Genomic DNA, 17,043 nt, shown 5'->3' on the forward strand with positions numbered 1-17,043 from the left:
TAGAGTTGTAAAGCTGAAGATCTAAACCTGTAAATAAAGGCTGTTTTTCGTATCATGGATGTTCTATGATAGTTGTTAATTTCCGCTCTAGGTACACGCTTCAATCCACCTGCATAGAAGGCTAGAAAGAATAACAGCCAAAAATAAAAAATCACAATAATATATTCCACCTGAAAAAGACAATTGTCTTTCCTAATATCTAGTATTATAGTAGGTAATTCGACAGATTACAATTTATTTATAAAAGTTGTAATTATATGAATATTTTAATAATTTTTACTGAGTCACTCACCAACTAATAAAGCACCTCAGAAAATTTCCTGAGGTGCTTCAGTAAATTTTATTTTCTTTCTGTTTTTTTTATTTTTAATAAATTCCTACAGCATCAAACCCTGCGTTAACTGCAGTGACTTCAGCACTTCCTTCACCATACAGATCTCCAGCTGACTGAACAAGAGCTTGACGAGCATCGCTGAAATTAGAATTTGAAGTTAGATAAACAGAGATTGCACGATAATAGATTTTTCCTAGCTTTTCCCTACCCAGTTCTTGTCCGATTAAATAAGCAGCATGGTTTGTAATAGAAGAGTTCACATGCACCCCGCCGTTATCTACATTAAGCGGCATGTTATAATATTCATCCATATGGTCTGGATAGACGCCGCTTCCGAAAGCCGCTCTCTCCGGGTTACTTACCACTACACTGTTCGGATCGCTTAAGCTGCGTAATCTCGTTACACCATCCGCTTTTGCAGCTGGAGCCATAATGTCCTCACCCATCTCCCAATCACTATCGTCAACGAGTGCACCGAAAACGTCAGCGAAGGATTCATTCAATGCTCCAGATTGATTACGATAAGCGAGGTTCGCTGTATGAGTGATTACGCCGTGAGTCATTTCATGGGCCGCAACATCAAGACCTGCAGACAATGGAATGAAGAATTCACCATCTCCATCTCCATATGCCATATAGCTCCCGTTCCAAAATGCATTATTGTAGTCTACGCCCATGTGTACATAAGAATTAATAGCCATTCCTTCGCCATCAAGAGAATTCCGGCCATGTTCTTTTAAATAATACTCATACACCTTCTCTGAATTATAATGAGCATCAACCGCAGCCCGGTCATAGTCACTTATGAAGGACGCAGAATTTCCCTTATATAAAACATCATTGGTTGTATCCCAATCAGCCGTAGCATCATAGGTGAAGATTCCTTCTAGATTTTGGTGGGAGTAATCAGCTAACGCAAACTTCGTACCTGAATTCGGTTCCTTCACCCGGGTGATATGCAGTTTCCTGTGCTCACCATTGACACCTCTACCAGATCCTGTTTGTGTTTTCTTATTTTCTTCTGCATGCATCAAGCCATTAAATTTATCAATGACTTTCCCTGACTTTGCATCTACATACACAAACCAGTTCCCAGGATCCTCACCCATAAAGTTAACATTTACTTTATACGCGATATAATTTTTGTTTTGAAAAGGATAGACAACAAGTTCAGCAGTCGGTTCATAAGTCAGTTCTTGAGGAGCATTTACAGATACTATAGCTTCTTGTAGAGCGACTTCCTTGCTCAAAGAAGGAGTTGTATCCACATTTTCGACAGCAAGTGTCTGGTTTGTTCTTCCGTTCACGGTTACTACTTCATTGTTTTTATTGAAATGAGCAATCACTTCTGTTCCTTCTATAGGTATTCCATTGATCGCTTGAGAAAAACGAACATGTGTCATGCCCAGTTCATCTTTTTGTACATTTTTCACTTTTAACTGTTTATCAGGATTAACGATTCCGGTCTTATCCTGATTTTTCTTCAAATAGTTTAAGGCATTGGAAGAATTGCTGGAAGAGAACTTTTCTGCAGAACGCTCCTTTACAAAAAAAGGAACACTTGCTCTTTCATTCCACTCTTTCATAGCTTGTACATGACTAACCTCCTTAGATTCCATAGGATGAGCTAGAACATTCACGGGAATTGAGCCTATCAACATCGCTGATGATAAAAGTACAGGGGCTAAAAGCTTTTTCTTCACTATGTAATACCTCCTAGTAATTGGATAGTATCTATTATAGAGTAGAAGAAAAAGTTTAAAATGAACAATAAGAATTATCTTAATTTTTAAAAAATAAAGCAGGTCACACTATTGATTAAGGAAATTTAGGTAGAAACTACCAATTTTTTAATAAATTTTTTCCTGGAAAAAGAAGGAGAAATCAGGCATTTATCCCGCTTTCTCCTTCTTCTTTATTAATTAAATTTGCCTTTAAGTTAAAATGTTGAACGGCGTTGCTTTAGAACTAACCATAAAAAATTTATATCTTCTTTTCATACTGATCTAGTAATTCACGCACTTCATCTGTAGATTTCGTGCTCATTAATTGATTTCGTAGTTCAGCAGCTCCAGGAAATCCTTTAACATAAATCTTAAAAAAGCGATGAAGCCCTGTTATCGATCGTGGAACTTCTTCTGCATACTTATCTTGCAGATCTAACTGAAGTCTTAGAAGATCGAGATATTCCTGACTGCTGTGCTCCCTAGGTTCTTTTTCAAAAGCGAAAGGATTCTTAAAAATCCCCCGGCCGATCATGACACCATCAATATTGTATTTTTCAGCGAGCTGCAATCCAACTTGACGATCTGGTATGTCTCCATTGATGGTTAACAGCGTATCTGGTGCGATACGATCACGCAGTTTTTTGATCTCCGGAATAAGCTCCCAATGTGCATCTACCTGGCTCATTTCTTCTCTCGTACGTAAATGAATAGAAAGGTTTGCAATATCTTGTTTTAAAATATGTCCAAGCCACTCCTCCCACTCATCAACCTCTTTATAACCGAGTCGTGTTTTTACGCTGACAGGCAGTCCACCTGCTTTTGCTGCTTGGATAAGTTCTGCCGCTACATCTGGACGCAGAATAAGTCCGCTCCCTTTCCCTCTTGAAGCAACATTCGGTACAGGGCAGCCCATGTTAATATCAATGCCTTTAAAGCCCATCTCTTTCATGCCAACACTCATTTGACGGAAATATTCCGGTTTATCTCCCCAAATATGGGCCACGATCGGCTGTTCATCTTCTGTAAATGTTAAGCGGCCACGGACACTCTTTAAGCCCTCGGGATGACAATAACTATCCGAGTTTGTAAATTCTGTGAAAAATACATCTGGCCGGCCGGCTTCACTTACAACATGGCGAAAAACTACATCTGTCACATCTTCCATGGGTGCTAGAACAAAAAACGGACGCGGCAGATCATGCCAAAAATTATCTATCATAAATAACTCAAATCCTCTCACTGTGGATACAACTTCAAAATACCGGTAAAAAATATTCCTTCATACTTATAACATGACCATTAACTGTTTTTCAAACACTATTCGTCTATTATTTTTGAGAATGTGCTTTAAGTCAAAACAAAGAGCCTCATTCACAAGGAATAAGGCTCTTATCGTTATAAAAATGGGTTCTAGAATTCATCTTAGTCTTTTAAAACCTTTTTTCGTCATCAAGTAGAGACTTCCGCCAAGAGTAAGCACAGAAATGAACTTACTAATCAAAATCAATAAAGAAGTGGTTTGATGATCCAGGTCTGTGTGTGGATGAATGACTATGGTATAAACAAGAAGCATACCAAATAATAAAACCGTATAAGCTCGATAGAATGACGATGTAATGATTTTCTCACTTTTGTCCTCACCCATGTTGATGAAAATCATAACTGCATAGGCGAATACCAACAACAAGATATAAACGAGCGCTGCAACAACGTAATGGATAAACATATTAACTGCCTCCCTATGATTCCTATAGGCTAGTGGCGATCAAAACAGGATGACTATTTTTGTGTCTTTTTATTCATAAAGACCATAAGTGTTCGTAACATCTTGAAGATAAATAATCCCATTCCCAGGTTCATCAATTTTAAGCTTCGTTCTTATTGACGAAACAATAGCATCGGTTTTATCTCGCTTAGACAAAATCATGACAATTTCTTTTTCAGGTTCAATATCCATATTAAACACCTTGCTGGTCTCATGGATACCGGATCCTCTAGCATTAATAATCGTTCCACCTTTAGATCCTGCTTCCGTTGCCGCATCAATTACGTCTGAAGCATTCCCTTTATCTACGATTACGGTAATAGCTTGATACATGTTCTCATTTGCACTCCCTTCGACCTTCTCATCTATAGGCTTACAGCTTCTGGCTCCTATTACAGAACCGACAGATGTAGTAAAGGCAATTCCATGATTTTTCCTTGTAAACTTTAACTTATTATCGAGTTGTTCGAGTACTTTATAGGCCGTCGTTTTACGAGCAACCATTAAAACAATTTCTTTTCGCGTTGAAGACAAAGAGAAAAATTCCAGGAGGCTGTTTTTTATCGTTCCTTTTCCGAGCAGGACAGTACCTCCTGAAATACCGAATTTTTTTGCTGTCTGCATCACTTTGCTTCCTACTCCGTAATCTACAACTATACAAATCAGTTCAAATTCGGGTATTTCATTGTGGTTGGACATCCTCATCAAAACCTCCCTTTTTCGATTTTAATTTAAAGATTAGTCCCAAAACCTGTAAAGCGATAATCGGTGTCATTGCTACCATCGCAATCATCCCAAATCCATCTTTTAATACATCGGCCCCTTCAACGGCTTCTGCTGCACCTTGAACAAAGGCCAAGATGAATGTCGCAGTCATCGGTCCTGAAGCAACGCCACCTGAGTCAAATCCAATTCCTACAAACAGCTTTGGAACAATATAAGACAGGGCTAGAGCAATAATGTAACCTGGCAGCAGATAATGCCATAATTGAAGATTCGGTACGAGAATTCTTATAATTGACAACGTTATAGCTAGACCGACACCTATACTAAGTGTGGCCAAAACAGCTTTTCTTTTAACATATCCACTTGTAACATCCTCAATCTGGTGGGTAAGAACATGTACAGCCGGTTCTGCGAGAATGGTTACAAGTCCAAGAACAAAGGCTATGACTATAACATATGCTTTATTGTCATGAGAGGCAATACTATGTCCGATCTCATTTCCAACGTCCATGAAGCCAGCGTTTACTCCTACCAAGAATAATACAAGCCCAATAAAAGTAAGGAGAACGCCCATCAGGATCTTTTTAACCTTCTTATTGGACATTTTAAATGATAGAAACTGGAATACTAAAAACGTAATGACGATCGGGAGAAGCGCAATAGCGATTTCTTTAGATAAAAATGGCAGATGATTAATAAATGGACTGAAAATATCCGTGGCGTCTGAATGCATGGAATCAAGACTTCCCGTAATTTCATTCGTGTGAGAAATAATGTTCATTATCATCACTGTAATGATGGCACCTGTTGAAGCTATGGCGACTAAGCCAAAACTGTCCTTTTCAGATGCTTTACTATCCTTTTTCAATCCAGAAACCCCTAAAGCAAGGGCTAAAATAAAGGGAACTGTCAAAGCACCTGTTGTGGCACCTGAGGCATCAAAGGAGATCGCCAGAAACTCAGGTGAAGTAAAGATGGCTAGAACGAAAATGATGAGATAAAGAATGGTTAAAAGCTTATACAGTGGGAAATTGTACACAATACGAGCCAGACCTACTGCAATCAATAAGCCGATACCGATCGAAACGACTACGACAATACTTCCCTTTGAGATCAGTCCAGAAGTAACACTTTCTACCTGTCCAGCGAGTATATGCAAGTCAGGTTCCGCAATCGAGATAAAGAATCCAAGCGCCAAACCAATGAATATCACAAACCAGATTTTATTAGATTTTGCTAGCATATTCCCCATCAACTGACCGATAGGTGTTATGCCGATATCAATACCAAATAAGAAGATCGTTAATCCTATAACAATGATTATAGCTCCGATGATAAATCGAAACATAACAGTAGGATCTAGTGGGGTTAGTGTAAAGTTTAAAATCACGACTAAAGTGGTTATGGGGATAACTGCATATAACACTTCTTTTAACTTCTCAAATAATACATTCAAAAGTCCTTCATTCCTTCCATTCATTTTATTTGGGGGTTTTTTAGTATCACCTCCGCTATTTAATAAACCTCAGGTACGAGGCTATGAAAAAATAAAATAAAAAGAGTCTGTCATTTTGGTCATACGTATCCCAAAGTGACAGACTCCACCTAAAAAAACCTATTGAATTTTCTTTACTCTTCCTTTCCAATTGTAACATAAAAAAGTTAATATGTTTAATTATATGCATGGATGGTAAGAATCCTGACTCCCTTTCACCCCTTTACAGGTAAAGCCGATTCAACTACTGGTTTTCCAGCTTCCATTAAACGATGATTACGCCACAACATGACAGCTAATAGGATAATGAATAATCCAGTTCCTACAAGCAGCCATTCAATTTTGATGAAATCTGCAATTGGGCCGAAGATAAGCATTCCAAGCGGCATCATCGATGTTGAGATCATCCCCATTACTCCAAAAACTCTACCTAAATAACTTTCTTCAACTTTTTCTTGTAATAAAACCGTAGCCGGCGTATTAAAGATCGGCATAGAAACGCCGAATAGAACCATGAATCCGAAATAAACCCAGAAGTTAGGAACCACTCCAAGCGCAAAGGTGCAGACACCCATAATGACACTTGCAAACCCTAACGTTTTGATTCTATTTTCAAAACCTCCCCAAGAAGCAATGATTCCACCACCAATCATCATGCCGATCGAAAAAGCAATTTCGATCGCAGATAATCGCCACACATCGTCACCAAAACTTCGTGTAATCTGTAGTGGTGTTAAGAATGCCGCAGGCGCCATCAATACGAAAAATACAGCAAAAAAGATAAAAAAGCTCTTCAAGAACTGATGGTTATTTACATATTGCAATCCTAGTTTAAAATCGCTAAAATAGCTCGTCGTTTGTTTTTCTGTTGCTTTCGCATGAACAGAAATCTTCAAAAAGAAAAGTAATGTAAAAATCGCAATGGCTGCGGTAATGACATCAATAACAAATATCATCTCTAGTGAGCTAAAACCTAAAAGTGCTGCACTTACCATTGGGGCCACAAACATAATAACTGCTTGAATAGAACCATTTACTCCGTTTACCTTCGTCAGTTTATCCTTGGGAACAATTTGCGGTAATATAGCACCGACTGCTGGCATTTGAATGCCCGCCCCAAACGCACGGACCGCCGCCATGACAAAAAGCAGCCAGATTGCGTTATACCCCATTATGAAGAGGATTGCAAGGATCAAAGTTGCAAAAGCGATCAGTGCATCTGCTACTATAATTAGTATTTTTCGGTTATACCGATCGGCCCAAACCCCTGCCACTGGAGACAAAATAAAGGTTGGAATAAAACCACAAATGATGTACAACGTCATCATCAAACCTGATTCTGTCGTAAGCGTTATATGCCACATCATGGCATATTGAACGAGTGCCGATCCAAAAAGGGATATCCCTTGGCTGCTCAAAAAGAGGGTGATATTCCTTAACCAATTCTCTTTTGTCTGATTTTCTACTGTATTCATGTGCTAACAACTCATTTCTTTATTTATTTTACTTACTTCCTTATAAAACTTGTAAAGCTCTTTGAACGAACTGTTCCTCCAACAAATTCACGAGCTTCTGCCTTTGTTTGAGAGTAAAGAGAGCAGACCACCTTATATCATTAAAAAGCAAGTTAAAGCTGTCAGCAAAAAACCAATTTGCAGTTAAAAAAGCACGGCGAAATTAGACAAAAATAAAGAAAGGCAGAATAAGCCGCCTTTCCCACATTACATATTTTCACACACCAATAGATCCTTTTGATTCCCTTCCAAATAATTAGTCGGGAAACCAATTGTAAGACCTATCGTGACAACTTCATGTTAAATATGAAATGAAGATTATTAAAAAAGGACAGACTACTCCCGTTTACTCTGCTTATCCAAACAGAGCCTTTGACCAAATTCAATTACTGGTTCAAAGCTGGAAATCGTAGTCTCATAGAATGTGTCATTTTTTAATAATCCTCCTTACCGATTAAAATTCACTATTATTGTAGAACGACTTACAGAAAAAGTAAAGAAGAATGTTAACTTCTTAATCACAAATTAAAAAGACATCCCAAATGCCTGGAATGCCCATTCGTTCATATTTATTACGATTTCATAAGGTGTACACATACTAACATGATAAATGAAATCCCGATCATACTCGTTACCCATAACCAAGCTAATTCCATATTCCCTGAATCAAGTGCTACATATATAGCTGTTGGAATGGTTTGAGTCTTCCCTGGGATATTTCCAGCAAACATTAACGTAGCTCCAAACTCCCCTAAAGCTCTTGCAAAGCTTAAAATTGCACCAGAAATGATCGCTTTAAGTGCGAGTGGAGCGGATATCCGCATAAATAAATGAAAATCATTTGCCCCGTCAACACGAGCCGCATTTTCAATATCTTCATCAATTGCTTCAAATCCTGCCTTAACGGATTGATACATGAGAGGAAATGCTACCACAGTTGCGGCAATCACAGCAGCCCACCATGTAAACATCAGCGGTTGTTTAAAAAGCCATTCGATCCCTTGCCCTACACCACTATTTCTTCCAAAAATGATAATTAGCAAAAACCCGACAACAGATGGAGGTAATACTAAAGGTAAAAGAAAAACAGTTTCGATCAACGCTATTCCCTTGAATTTTTTATTAGCCATCTTCTTCCCTAAAAACAACCCCAAAATTACAACCAAAATACTAGAGACAGTGGCTACTTCAATGGAAAGTCTAACGGGTGACCAAAAATCAATCGCCATTTTCATTTAATCCTTTAAAACCATATTTTTTAAATGTTTTCATCGAATAATCATTTTGTAGATAGTCGTAAAATAATTGAGCTTCTTCAGGATGTGAACTATTCTTAATCACACCCAAAGGGTAAATAATAGGAGCGTGGGAATTCTCATCTGTTTTTGCTGCAACCTTAACCTTTTTAGAAAGGAATGCATCGGTTCTATAAACAATTCCTGCATCAACATTGTTCGTCTCTATATATGTAAGGACCTGCCTAACATCCTTGGCATATACCACTTTTTCTTGGATAGCTTCCCAAACATTTAATTTTTTTAAAGTTTCCTTCGCATATCGGCCAGCTGGCACTGCTTCTGGAATCCCAATCGAAATCTTATCTGTTTGAGTAAGGTCTTCAAATGCTTTTATCGCTTTTTTAGAATCGTTTGGTACCACCAGCACGAGTTCATTCCCAACTAAATCAGTTCCTTCTGATTCTTCGATTAACCCATCTTGGACCAATTTATCGAATTTATCTTCTGCGGCTGAGAAGAAGAGATCGACAGGTGCTCCCTGAGAAATTTGTTGTTGAAGGGCACCTGAAGCACCAAAGTTAAAGTTTACTTTCACATTCGGATGTTCCTTCTCAAAGTTTGCTTTAATATCATTTAGCGCATCTTGTAGGCTAGCTGCTGCAGAAACTGTCAATTCAACTTCCTTTTCTGAAGCTTCTTGTTTCTTACCTTCATTCTTTATTCCCAGATCATTGGTTGAACACCCAACTAGTGTCCATAGAATGATAGATAAAAATAAAAGAAATAGCTTTTTCATCGTCCACCTTCCTTTTATTTTATCTAAGTATAAACAAGGGTAGTTGCCTTCTATTAAAACGTTTCAATTAATCTTATCACTTCATGTCCGCACTGCTGGCACTTGCCCTTCATAACAATGCCCAATTTATCGTCTTCAACCGTGAAATTCTCAATAGCTACGGCATCATTACAATTTGTACAGTACACATTATTTTTAATCTGGCTTCTTGTTTCTTTAGGAATAGATAGCCATTTCTTATTTGCATCCATTTAACCACAACCTACTTTTAAAATTAAACGGTTATTTAAGCTCAAGTAATGCGACACCTTCGACATGAGTCGTCTGAGGAAACATATCAACCGGTTGGACTTCTACCGTTTTAAATCCGCCATCTTCTAAAACCCGAAGGTCACGTGCTAATGTCGCTGGATTACAGCTTACATAGACAACCCGCTCAGGCTTCATCTCAATAATCGTTTTTAATAGTTCCTCGTCACACCCTTTACGCGGTGGATCGACTACGATTACGTCTGGAGTTATCCCTTGTTTTTTCCATTCCGGAATCACATCTTCCGACTTCCCTACAGCGAACTCTGCGTTTGTGATGTTGTTTAGTTCTGCGTTTCGTCTAGCGTCTTCTATCGCTTCTGGCACGATTTCTACTCCGTATACTTTCTTCGCTTTTTGCGCCAAGAAAAGAGAGATGGTTCCGATGCCGCAATACGCATCAATGACGGTTTCGTCTCCGTTCAGCTCTGCGTATTTTAACGCTCGGTCGTAAAGGACTTTCGTTTGATCAGGGTTGATCTGATAGAAAGATCGTGCTGATATCGCAAACTTGATGTCACCGATAAAATCATAGATGTATTCAGCGCCCCATAATACTCGTGTTTCTTCTCCAAAAATAACATTCGTGCGTTTCGTGTTTACGTTCTGCACGATGGATTTAATCTCGGGAAGGGTTGTCGTAATGTCTTCAATAATCTTTTTACGCTGCGGCAAATCTTTACCGTTTGTCACGAGTACTATCATCAGATCACCCGTGGTTTTTCCATAACGTGCGATAATATGACGAAGAATGCCTTTATGTTTTTGTTCATTATAGGCCGTGATGTTGTATTTGTTTACGATTTCTTTCACTGCCTGAACGGCGTCATCATTCGTATCACCGGTAATGATGCAGCTGTCCATCTCTACGATCTCATGGCTGCGTTTTTGATAGAAGCCTGTAATGATCCGGCCGTCTCGCTCACCTACTGGAACTTGTGCTTTATTTCGATAGCGCCAAGGTTCATCACCCATCCCGAGTGTTGGTAATACCGGCACTCCCTCCAGTTTTCCGATTCGTGTGAGCACCTCTTCTACCTGCTTGCGTTTATAGTCTAACTGTCCTTCATAGGATAGATGCTGGAGCTGGCATCCACCGCACCATTTGTAGATCGGACATGGTGGTTCAACTCGTTCCGAACTCGCTTCTATAAGTTCTTCTAATCGGCCGAATCCGAAGCCTTTTTTAACACCAATAACTTTTATCTTCGCACGTTCTCCCGGCAAAGTGTTCGGTATAAACAAAGTAAACCCATTAACGCGGGCAACTCCTGCACCTTCATGGGTAAGATCTAATATATCGACTTCATAACTTTCATTTTTATGAACAGGCAAATCTGCCTTTCCCATTTTCATCGTCCCTTTTTGTCCAATATGCTTTTCTGATTGTAGCACAACTGCCTATGGACACCAAATGGCAAAATGTAAAAAAAAGACCCAAAAGTTCAGGGCCACCTGCCAATCTTTTATACTTTTGAATGTTTGTACTGTTTTTCATATTTCACTTCCCCCATCAACTTTATCATTAAAAAAGAACACCTACTCGCTCTTTGCTTAGGTGTTCTGTCTCGTTTGTATGTTTAAGATTTGATTCTTTCTTTTGGTACTAACAATTCAAAGTGGTGGTGCAGGTTTTCGAATTCGCCTGGTAGAATGCCCCCTAGCTCTCCATCTAAGTTGATCTGCATCTTTTCACGCGGTGTTACTTTCACACGCTTCGCCTTTTTGTAGATAACATGCTCATCATGAATGTGTTCGCCTCGGATTGCAAGGGATGCGATACGGACAAACTCGGCAAGGTTTGTTTTCTTTAAGATGATCACATCGAAAAGACCGTCATGAAATTCAGAAGATGGAGCGAGCTTTTCAAACCCTCCAACAGAGTTTGTATTAGCGACTAGAAACAGCATGATCTCGCCTTCGTATTTTTCCTTGTTATCGAATTCAATCTCAACATATGTCGGACGAATGGACGGCAGCATCTCGATTCCTTTTAAGAAATACGCTAGCTGACCGATCATCGTTTTGAGTTTGCTCGGGACTTCATAGGTAAGTTCTGTTATACGCCCGCCGCCTGCAATATTAATAAAGAATTTATCATTTACCTTCCCGATATCAACCGGCATATGAGTACCGCCGCAAAGTACGTCACAAGCACCTTCAATCGTACGAGGCACACCTACTGCACGAGCAAAATCGTTAGTTGTTCCGGCGGGGATGATTCCAAGCATCGGACGATTGTCAAGGCCAGCAAGTCCGTTTACCACTTCATAGATGGTTCCGTCTCCGCCAGCTGCGATAACAAGATCAAAACCTCGTTCTCCTGCCTGGCGTGCCGCACGTGTAGCGCAGCCATCTTCGGGTGTTGTCGCATGACAAGATGTTTCGTATCCTGCATTTTCAAGTCGATCCAGAATATAAGGAAGCTGTTTCTTTACCGTTTCCCTTCCGGAACTTGGATTATATATGAGTCTTGCACGTTTCATAACTTTCACCTTCACTGTTTGACTTCTATTAAAAGCTTTAACTTAAATCTTTCACTGTATAACCACAAAAAACAGCCCGTACAAGGACTGCTTCTAAAGATTCCTCTTTTATTATAGTAATACATTTCCTAAAAAGCAAAGCTGTTTACACGTTCACATGTGTTGAAATTGTGTCTGAATTGTAGGGGGTCTGTCCCGGGACAGACCCCCTACAATTCTCCTACAATTCTACAGTTCTAACAAATTAGTCTAACCAAAATAAAGGAGTTTCCTGTCTCATTATGGAATTTTCTAGATGAGGAGTGTGTCACTTATGGAGAAACCTACGCTAGAGATATCCTTATCAACCCCTTCAGATTATCCAGGGCTCGTTGAGATTGATCATCTCGTTTGGAACATAGAAACAACACCAGCACCAGACATCTACTGGGATTCACCTGAAGCTTACGGTAAGCAGTTTCCAGCCGGCAGTCAAATTGTCGCAAGGTGCAACGGAAAGGTTTGCGGCTACATTTTTTATAAAGATGTGATTCCCGTTCCTTCTAATTTGCATGTAGCAGATGTAGCGATGGCGGTTCATCCTGATTTTCATGGGCAAAACATCGGCTTAGAACTTATGCGGGCAGTTGAGGAACTAGCTCGGGACAACGGCAAAACGAAGCTTTCCTTGCGCGTACTATCGACGAACGAGAAAGCTATCCGCTTTTACAAAAAATGCGGCTATCAACAACAAGGTCGACTTGTCGGTGAATTTTATTTAAACGGGCGCTTTGTCGATGATCTGCTCTTTTATAAGCATATCTAACACTTAACTTCATAGATTAACAGTGCACCAACTAAAACCAGGAGGTGCTTTCAGATGTTTTGGGTTTATATTTTGTCACCGCTTGCTGCCATTCTCTTGCTTTTTGCCATTGTGCATTGGCGAACGAAACAGAGGTATAAGAGATACTATGCAAAATATGATATTGAAGAAAATGTAAGTGATCAAAACAAAATCAACAATGCTGCTGCCTGGAACTCATCTCAGCGTAATCACCATTCTGGCGGTAGTGGAGGAGGATTCTAAAAAGACGGGAAGCCATCCTGTCTTTTTTCTCGCCTGCATATAGAAAGGAGAAGCCAATGACACACAAAATCGCGATATCTGGAAGTACTATCATGTCTGATACTTCTCTATTACAAGACCTTTTTATCGATGAAACGAGCCATATAGAAATAGGAGAACTCGAGAATGAAGCGGCTTATAAACAATTTTTAAGTATGATTAGAAACTCCAACAAAAGTTTCGGCCTTCACTCACCCCTCTTTCGCAATAACAGCAAGTATGATCTTATCGAATATGTACAGTTTGAGCCTAAACAATCATGGCTTCAGTTTGAGGATGAAGTAAAGCGGATGGCTGAAGCTGGTGCAGCTTACATACTTGTTCATTTCCCTTATTTTCGAGATGAAGCCAAGCAACCCGAACAATTAATAGAAGAGGGATTACAAAAGTTATCACTCCTACAGGAAAAGTATGATCTGTCTATTGTCTGCGAACCGAAACTAGGCATGTGGAAGTCTGCCAGAGGCATTGAATATCTTCATAAGTTCCCTGTATCTCTCTGGAAAAAATATGGGTTAGAGCTTTGCATCGATATCGGTGATTACCTCTTGTCAGCCACTAAGTTATCTATGAACCCGCTGACATTGATAAAAAAATGGCAGGACCACATCAAAGTGGTTCATCTTCACAATATTGAGTTCATTGAAGGTAAATACATCTGGATCCCGATTCATCCTTCCCATGAGAATGATGACGTCCACTTTCCGTTGAAAGAGATTTTAAGTACGATCGCAAACCGCAACAATGTTTATTGGGTTTTAGAACATACACCGCACTCATGCCCGAAGAAAGAATTCGTGATGGAAGGCATACAGTGGTTAAAGGAAGAGATTTTAAAAATAGAATAGGGAAACGGGAGGATGCACCAGATGAAACACTTTAAAATTGCTTTATTCCTTGCTTTTATGAGCTTAATTGCAGGAGCTTTTGTCGTACCTTTTCAGCTGGAATCACTAAAAAATACTTTACCAGCAGCTGAATATAACAAAATTATAGATTCTATTCCATTTCCGCTTCCACTTATGATTACGTTAGCTGCACTACAAATTGGCTTATTATGCTTTGTTCTAGGCTGGATTGGTTTAAAACTTACAGAACGAACAAAATTGAAGTTACCCTTCTTACAGTCGTGGTTTCTTGAAAAAAATAAGCCTATTATCGACATGCCTGCTTTAAAGATCAGTCTCATAGGCGGTGCCATTGCCTCACTCTTGATGGTCCTCACCGACCTTTTCATCTTTCAGCCCTACATGCCAGAGCTAGAAAATGGAGAAGGTCCCGTATGGTGGAAAGCAACACTTGCTGGAGTTTGGTACGGTGGTATTGTGGAAGAAATATTATTGAGGCTCTTCCTGATGACATTCATAGTCTGGCTATTATCTTTCTTATTCAAAAAATCTGGAGAAACGATCCCTTCCTCCTTTTACTGGGTAGGAATAATACTTTCGGCTCTTCTATTTTCAGCGGGGCACTTGCCAGCTACTGAAGCTTTATATGGAGAGCTCAATAACCTCATCATAACCCGTGCTTTCGTATTAAATGGAGTCCTCGCTGTTTTCTTTGGATACCTGTATTGGAAGAAAGGATTGGAATATGCGATGATCGCGCATATGATGCTGCACGTGGTGACACAGCTGGCTGTACTTCCGTTTATCAAATTCATCTCATAGTTCTTACAATAACTGGATAAGATCCGGTTATTTTTTTTTTGAAGAATTTGAGCCGAGTTATCCGTCAAATAAAATAAAGATGTTATTTATTTCAATTATTTTTCAAGAGATGAGGTGCATGATGAATTTTTCATTCAGAAGTTATTTGAAAAGACTTCGATCGATTATATTCGGAATCCTAATAATAGGCATAATGCCTGCTCTTTTATTCGGAACCAATACTCAGGTTGAACAAAACGTTTGGGAATACTCAATTAAAAACTTCAAATACCCGCTTTTTCCTGACGTGTTTGAAAAGTATCAATATTCCATGACGATTTTCTTTGGGGCTTTGCTTATTGGTTTAACGGCCGCTCTGATTCTCACTTTTTTCACAACACTTCTGCCAAGGTTTCTTCAGCGTGTTGTCTATGGTTTATTAACGTTCTTCGAATCCCTGCCCGATCTATTTATCGTAGTCATCCTGCAGTTTGGCATTATATATATCTATCGATCTTCGGGAGTTCTGATCGCTAATGTGACAAACGTATATAACAATCCTATCTATCTTTTGCCGATCCTTACTCTCTCCATACTGCCAACGATTCAGCTGTTTAAGATCGCTTTGCTGCTGATGAAGGATGAACAACATAAACCATATGTAACGGTCGGCAGAGCGATAGGGCTCAGTCGTTCTTACATCACAATAGTTCATGTTTTTAGAAACATTCTAACGAGTCTCGTTCAGTATTACAAAACAATCTTTGTATTTATGCTTTCCAATCTGTTTATTGTAGAATATGTGTTTAATTTGAATGGGATCATGAATATTTTGCTCAACACAAAGGGTGTTGCTTTTATGGTAACCGCACTCATGATCGCTATCCCTTTTTCTCTACTTTTTGAAATTGCAGAAAGTAATACGATCAAAGGAAATAGACAAGAAGGGGTGGAAGCTGCATGATGATCAAACTGTTAAAGCAGCCTCAGGCTATAATAGGGTTTCTGTTTATTACAAGTCTACTGGCTTTTAGTTTTTATTGGCCTAATTTGCTAGATGTGAATAAAACAGAAGCCTTAAAGCTGCAGGATTTTTTGTACGACGATGAAGGAAGGATCATAGATGCTCCTCCTTATACACCATCACAAGTTCCCCCATTAGGGTCGGATATGTTTGGCAAACATATTTTTTATCAGGTAATCGATGGAGCAAAATATACCATTCTAATCGCATTGGGTATTGCCTTATTTCGAATTCTTTTTTCTGTAGGAATCACTCTAATCAATCCTAAATCAAACTTTTCTTTCTTAAACGACATTGTTCAAGCTACACTTTATATCCCGACCGCTATACTAACCTTTATCTTTATGAATTCATTAATCGTAAAACAATCCATGGAGCCTATGAGTGCTTTAAAATTTATCATAATTCAGTGCCTTATACTCATCGGTGTGGGAATACCGCCACTGATCTCAACCTTTTCAAATGAGATTAAAGCAATCTTAAATAAAGATTACATCACGAATACCTTTGCGTTAGGCTCAAATAAAGTTTATGTGTATTACAAGCACGTACTGCCTGAACTTTCTACCAAATTGGTCCTTTTATATGCTCAGCAAGTCGTACAGACATTAATACTCATGGCACACCTCGGTGTTCTCGCCATTTTCATTGGAGGCTCAGCTATAGTCGTTTTGGGAGATATTTTTGCTCCGATGCCAGTAGCCATTCCGTTAGCTGGTGAATGGGCAGGTATTATTGGAATGAATTTCGCTAAAATAAAGGCTGCTCCATGGACCATCATCACTCCTCTAACCTGTTTTGCACTGTTAATCTTTGCATTAAATTTAATCATACAAGGAATCCAAAATTGTCTGGAAACGAACAAGTCGTAA

18 protein-coding genes are annotated in these 17,043 nt (G+C 39.2%); 6 read left to right on the top strand and 12 right to left on the bottom strand.

Annotated elements, in window-relative coordinates; translation table 11 throughout:
- Positions 1–366 precede the first annotated feature (366 nt).
- From M3206_RS14370 to M3206_RS14420, 12 genes are all read right to left on the bottom strand, one after another.
- The gene (locus M3206_RS14370; RefSeq protein WP_251313208.1) at positions 367–2,037 is read right to left on the bottom strand and encodes a M4 family metallopeptidase; all 1,671 of its coding nucleotides are present in this window, start codon (positions 2,035–2,037) and stop codon (positions 367–369) included.
- 280 nt (positions 2,038–2,317) lie between these two features.
- Positions 2,318–3,280: a tRNA dihydrouridine synthase gene (locus tag M3206_RS14375; protein WP_251313209.1), complete on the bottom strand. Its 963-nt coding sequence runs from the start codon at positions 3,278–3,280 to the stop codon at positions 2,318–2,320.
- 198 nt (positions 3,281–3,478) lie between these two features.
- Positions 3,479–3,787, bottom strand: coding sequence for a hypothetical protein (locus tag M3206_RS14380; RefSeq protein WP_251313210.1), 309 nt, complete (start codon positions 3,785–3,787; stop codon positions 3,479–3,481).
- Positions 3,788–3,856: 69 nt separating this feature from the next.
- Positions 3,857–4,525: a P-II family nitrogen regulator gene (locus tag M3206_RS14385; protein ID WP_251313212.1), complete on the bottom strand. Its 669-nt coding sequence runs from the start codon at positions 4,523–4,525 to the stop codon at positions 3,857–3,859.
- Positions 4,509–6,008 (bottom strand): DUF1538 domain-containing protein, encoded by a 1,500-nt coding sequence (locus M3206_RS14390; RefSeq protein WP_251313213.1) that lies wholly within the window; start codon positions 6,006–6,008, stop codon positions 4,509–4,511. Before M3206_RS14390 ends, M3206_RS14385 begins: the two co-directional genes overlap by 17 nt.
- Before the next feature lie 254 nt (positions 6,009–6,262).
- On the bottom strand, positions 6,263–7,522 hold the full coding sequence (locus tag M3206_RS14395; protein WP_251313215.1) for an MFS transporter: 1,260 nt from the start codon (positions 7,520–7,522) through the stop codon (positions 6,263–6,265).
- A gap of 425 nt (positions 7,523–7,947) precedes the next feature.
- Entirely contained in the window at positions 7,948–7,992 is a 45-nt protein-coding gene (locus M3206_RS19225; protein WP_121128006.1) for an erythromycin resistance leader peptide, read from the bottom strand.
- 141 nt (positions 7,993–8,133) lie between these two features.
- Complete coding sequence (gene modB, locus M3206_RS14400) at positions 8,134–8,790, bottom strand: molybdate ABC transporter permease subunit (RefSeq protein ID WP_251313216.1); 657 nt, start codon at positions 8,788–8,790, stop codon at positions 8,134–8,136.
- Entirely contained in the window at positions 8,780–9,595 is an 816-nt protein-coding gene (gene modA, locus M3206_RS14405) for a molybdate ABC transporter substrate-binding protein (RefSeq protein ID WP_251313218.1), read from the bottom strand. Before modA ends, modB begins: the two co-directional genes overlap by 11 nt.
- A 53-nt stretch (positions 9,596–9,648) precedes the next feature.
- On the bottom strand, positions 9,649–9,846 hold the full coding sequence (locus M3206_RS14410; protein WP_251313219.1) for a hypothetical protein: 198 nt from the start codon (positions 9,844–9,846) through the stop codon (positions 9,649–9,651).
- Positions 9,847–9,877: 31 nt separating this feature from the next.
- Complete coding sequence (gene rlmD, locus M3206_RS14415; RefSeq protein ID WP_425590738.1) at positions 9,878–11,254, bottom strand: 23S rRNA (uracil(1939)-C(5))-methyltransferase RlmD; 1,377 nt, start codon at positions 11,252–11,254, stop codon at positions 9,878–9,880.
- Between the two features lie 230 nt (positions 11,255–11,484).
- Complete coding sequence (locus tag M3206_RS14420) at positions 11,485–12,390, bottom strand: diacylglycerol kinase (RefSeq protein WP_251313220.1); 906 nt, start codon at positions 12,388–12,390, stop codon at positions 11,485–11,487.
- A 313-nt stretch (positions 12,391–12,703) separates the two neighbouring features.
- Here M3206_RS14420 and M3206_RS14425 point away from each other — a divergent pair, with 313 nt between their 5' ends.
- From M3206_RS14425 to M3206_RS14450, 6 genes are all read left to right on the top strand, one after another.
- Positions 12,704–13,195 (top strand): GNAT family N-acetyltransferase, encoded by a 492-nt coding sequence (locus tag M3206_RS14425; RefSeq protein WP_251313222.1) that lies wholly within the window; start codon positions 12,704–12,706, stop codon positions 13,193–13,195.
- A gap of 54 nt (positions 13,196–13,249) precedes the next feature.
- Entirely contained in the window at positions 13,250–13,459 is a 210-nt protein-coding gene (locus M3206_RS14430; RefSeq protein ID WP_251313224.1) for a hypothetical protein, read from the top strand.
- 56 nt (positions 13,460–13,515) lie between these two features.
- Positions 13,516–14,346 carry a TIM barrel protein gene (locus tag M3206_RS14435; protein ID WP_251313226.1) on the top strand — a complete coding sequence of 277 codons (831 nt, stop codon included), beginning with the start codon at positions 13,516–13,518 and terminating at the stop codon, positions 14,344–14,346.
- 21 nt (positions 14,347–14,367) lie between these two features.
- Positions 14,368–15,168 carry a CPBP family intramembrane glutamic endopeptidase gene (locus M3206_RS14440; protein ID WP_251313227.1) on the top strand — a complete coding sequence of 267 codons (801 nt, stop codon included), beginning with the start codon at positions 14,368–14,370 and terminating at the stop codon, positions 15,166–15,168.
- 121 nt (positions 15,169–15,289) lie between these two features.
- Positions 15,290–16,111 carry an ABC transporter permease subunit gene (locus M3206_RS14445; RefSeq protein WP_251313229.1) on the top strand — a complete coding sequence of 274 codons (822 nt, stop codon included), beginning with the start codon at positions 15,290–15,292 and terminating at the stop codon, positions 16,109–16,111.
- On the top strand, positions 16,108–17,043 hold the full coding sequence (locus M3206_RS14450) for a hypothetical protein (protein ID WP_251313231.1): 936 nt from the start codon (positions 16,108–16,110) through the stop codon (positions 17,041–17,043). Before M3206_RS14445 ends, M3206_RS14450 begins: the two co-directional genes overlap by 4 nt.

Source organism: Fictibacillus phosphorivorans (assembly GCF_023715845.1).
Taxonomy (GTDB): domain Bacteria; phylum Bacillota; class Bacilli; order Bacillales; family Fictibacillaceae; genus Fictibacillus; species Fictibacillus phosphorivorans_D.

Excerpts from the sequence above, each read along its gene's own strand:
- M3206_RS14375 (WP_251313209.1), bottom strand. The coding sequence starts at position 3,280 with ATGATAGATAATTTTTGGCATGATCTGCCGCGTCCGTTTTTTGTTCTA.
- M3206_RS14380 (WP_251313210.1), bottom strand. The coding sequence starts at position 3,787 with ATGTTTATCCATTACGTTGTTGCAGCGCTCGTTTATATCTTGTTGTTG.
- M3206_RS14385 (WP_251313212.1), bottom strand. The coding sequence starts at position 4,525 with ATGTCCAACCACAATGAAATACCCGAATTTGAACTGATTTGTATAGTT.
- M3206_RS14395 (WP_251313215.1), bottom strand. The coding sequence starts at position 7,522 with ATGAATACAGTAGAAAATCAGACAAAAGAGAATTGGTTAAGGAATATC.
- modB (WP_251313216.1), bottom strand. The coding sequence starts at position 8,790 with ATGGCGATTGATTTTTGGTCACCCGTTAGACTTTCCATTGAAGTAGCC.
- modA (WP_251313218.1), bottom strand. The coding sequence starts at position 9,595 with ATGAAAAAGCTATTTCTTTTATTTTTATCTATCATTCTATGGACACTA.
- M3206_RS14410 (WP_251313219.1), bottom strand. The coding sequence starts at position 9,846 with ATGGATGCAAATAAGAAATGGCTATCTATTCCTAAAGAAACAAGAAGC.
- rlmD (WP_425590738.1), bottom strand. The coding sequence starts at position 11,254 with ATGGGAAAGGCAGATTTGCCTGTTCATAAAAATGAAAGTTATGAAGTC.
- M3206_RS14420 (WP_251313220.1), bottom strand. The coding sequence starts at position 12,390 with ATGAAACGTGCAAGACTCATATATAATCCAAGTTCCGGAAGGGAAACG.
- M3206_RS14425 (WP_251313222.1), top strand. The coding sequence starts at position 12,704 with ATGGAGAAACCTACGCTAGAGATATCCTTATCAACCCCTTCAGATTAT.
- M3206_RS14430 (WP_251313224.1), top strand. The coding sequence starts at position 13,250 with ATGTTTTGGGTTTATATTTTGTCACCGCTTGCTGCCATTCTCTTGCTT.
- M3206_RS14435 (WP_251313226.1), top strand. The coding sequence starts at position 13,516 with ATGACACACAAAATCGCGATATCTGGAAGTACTATCATGTCTGATACT.
- M3206_RS14440 (WP_251313227.1), top strand. The coding sequence starts at position 14,368 with ATGAAACACTTTAAAATTGCTTTATTCCTTGCTTTTATGAGCTTAATT.
- M3206_RS14445 (WP_251313229.1), top strand. The coding sequence starts at position 15,290 with ATGAATTTTTCATTCAGAAGTTATTTGAAAAGACTTCGATCGATTATA.
- M3206_RS14450 (WP_251313231.1), top strand. The coding sequence starts at position 16,108 with ATGATGATCAAACTGTTAAAGCAGCCTCAGGCTATAATAGGGTTTCTG.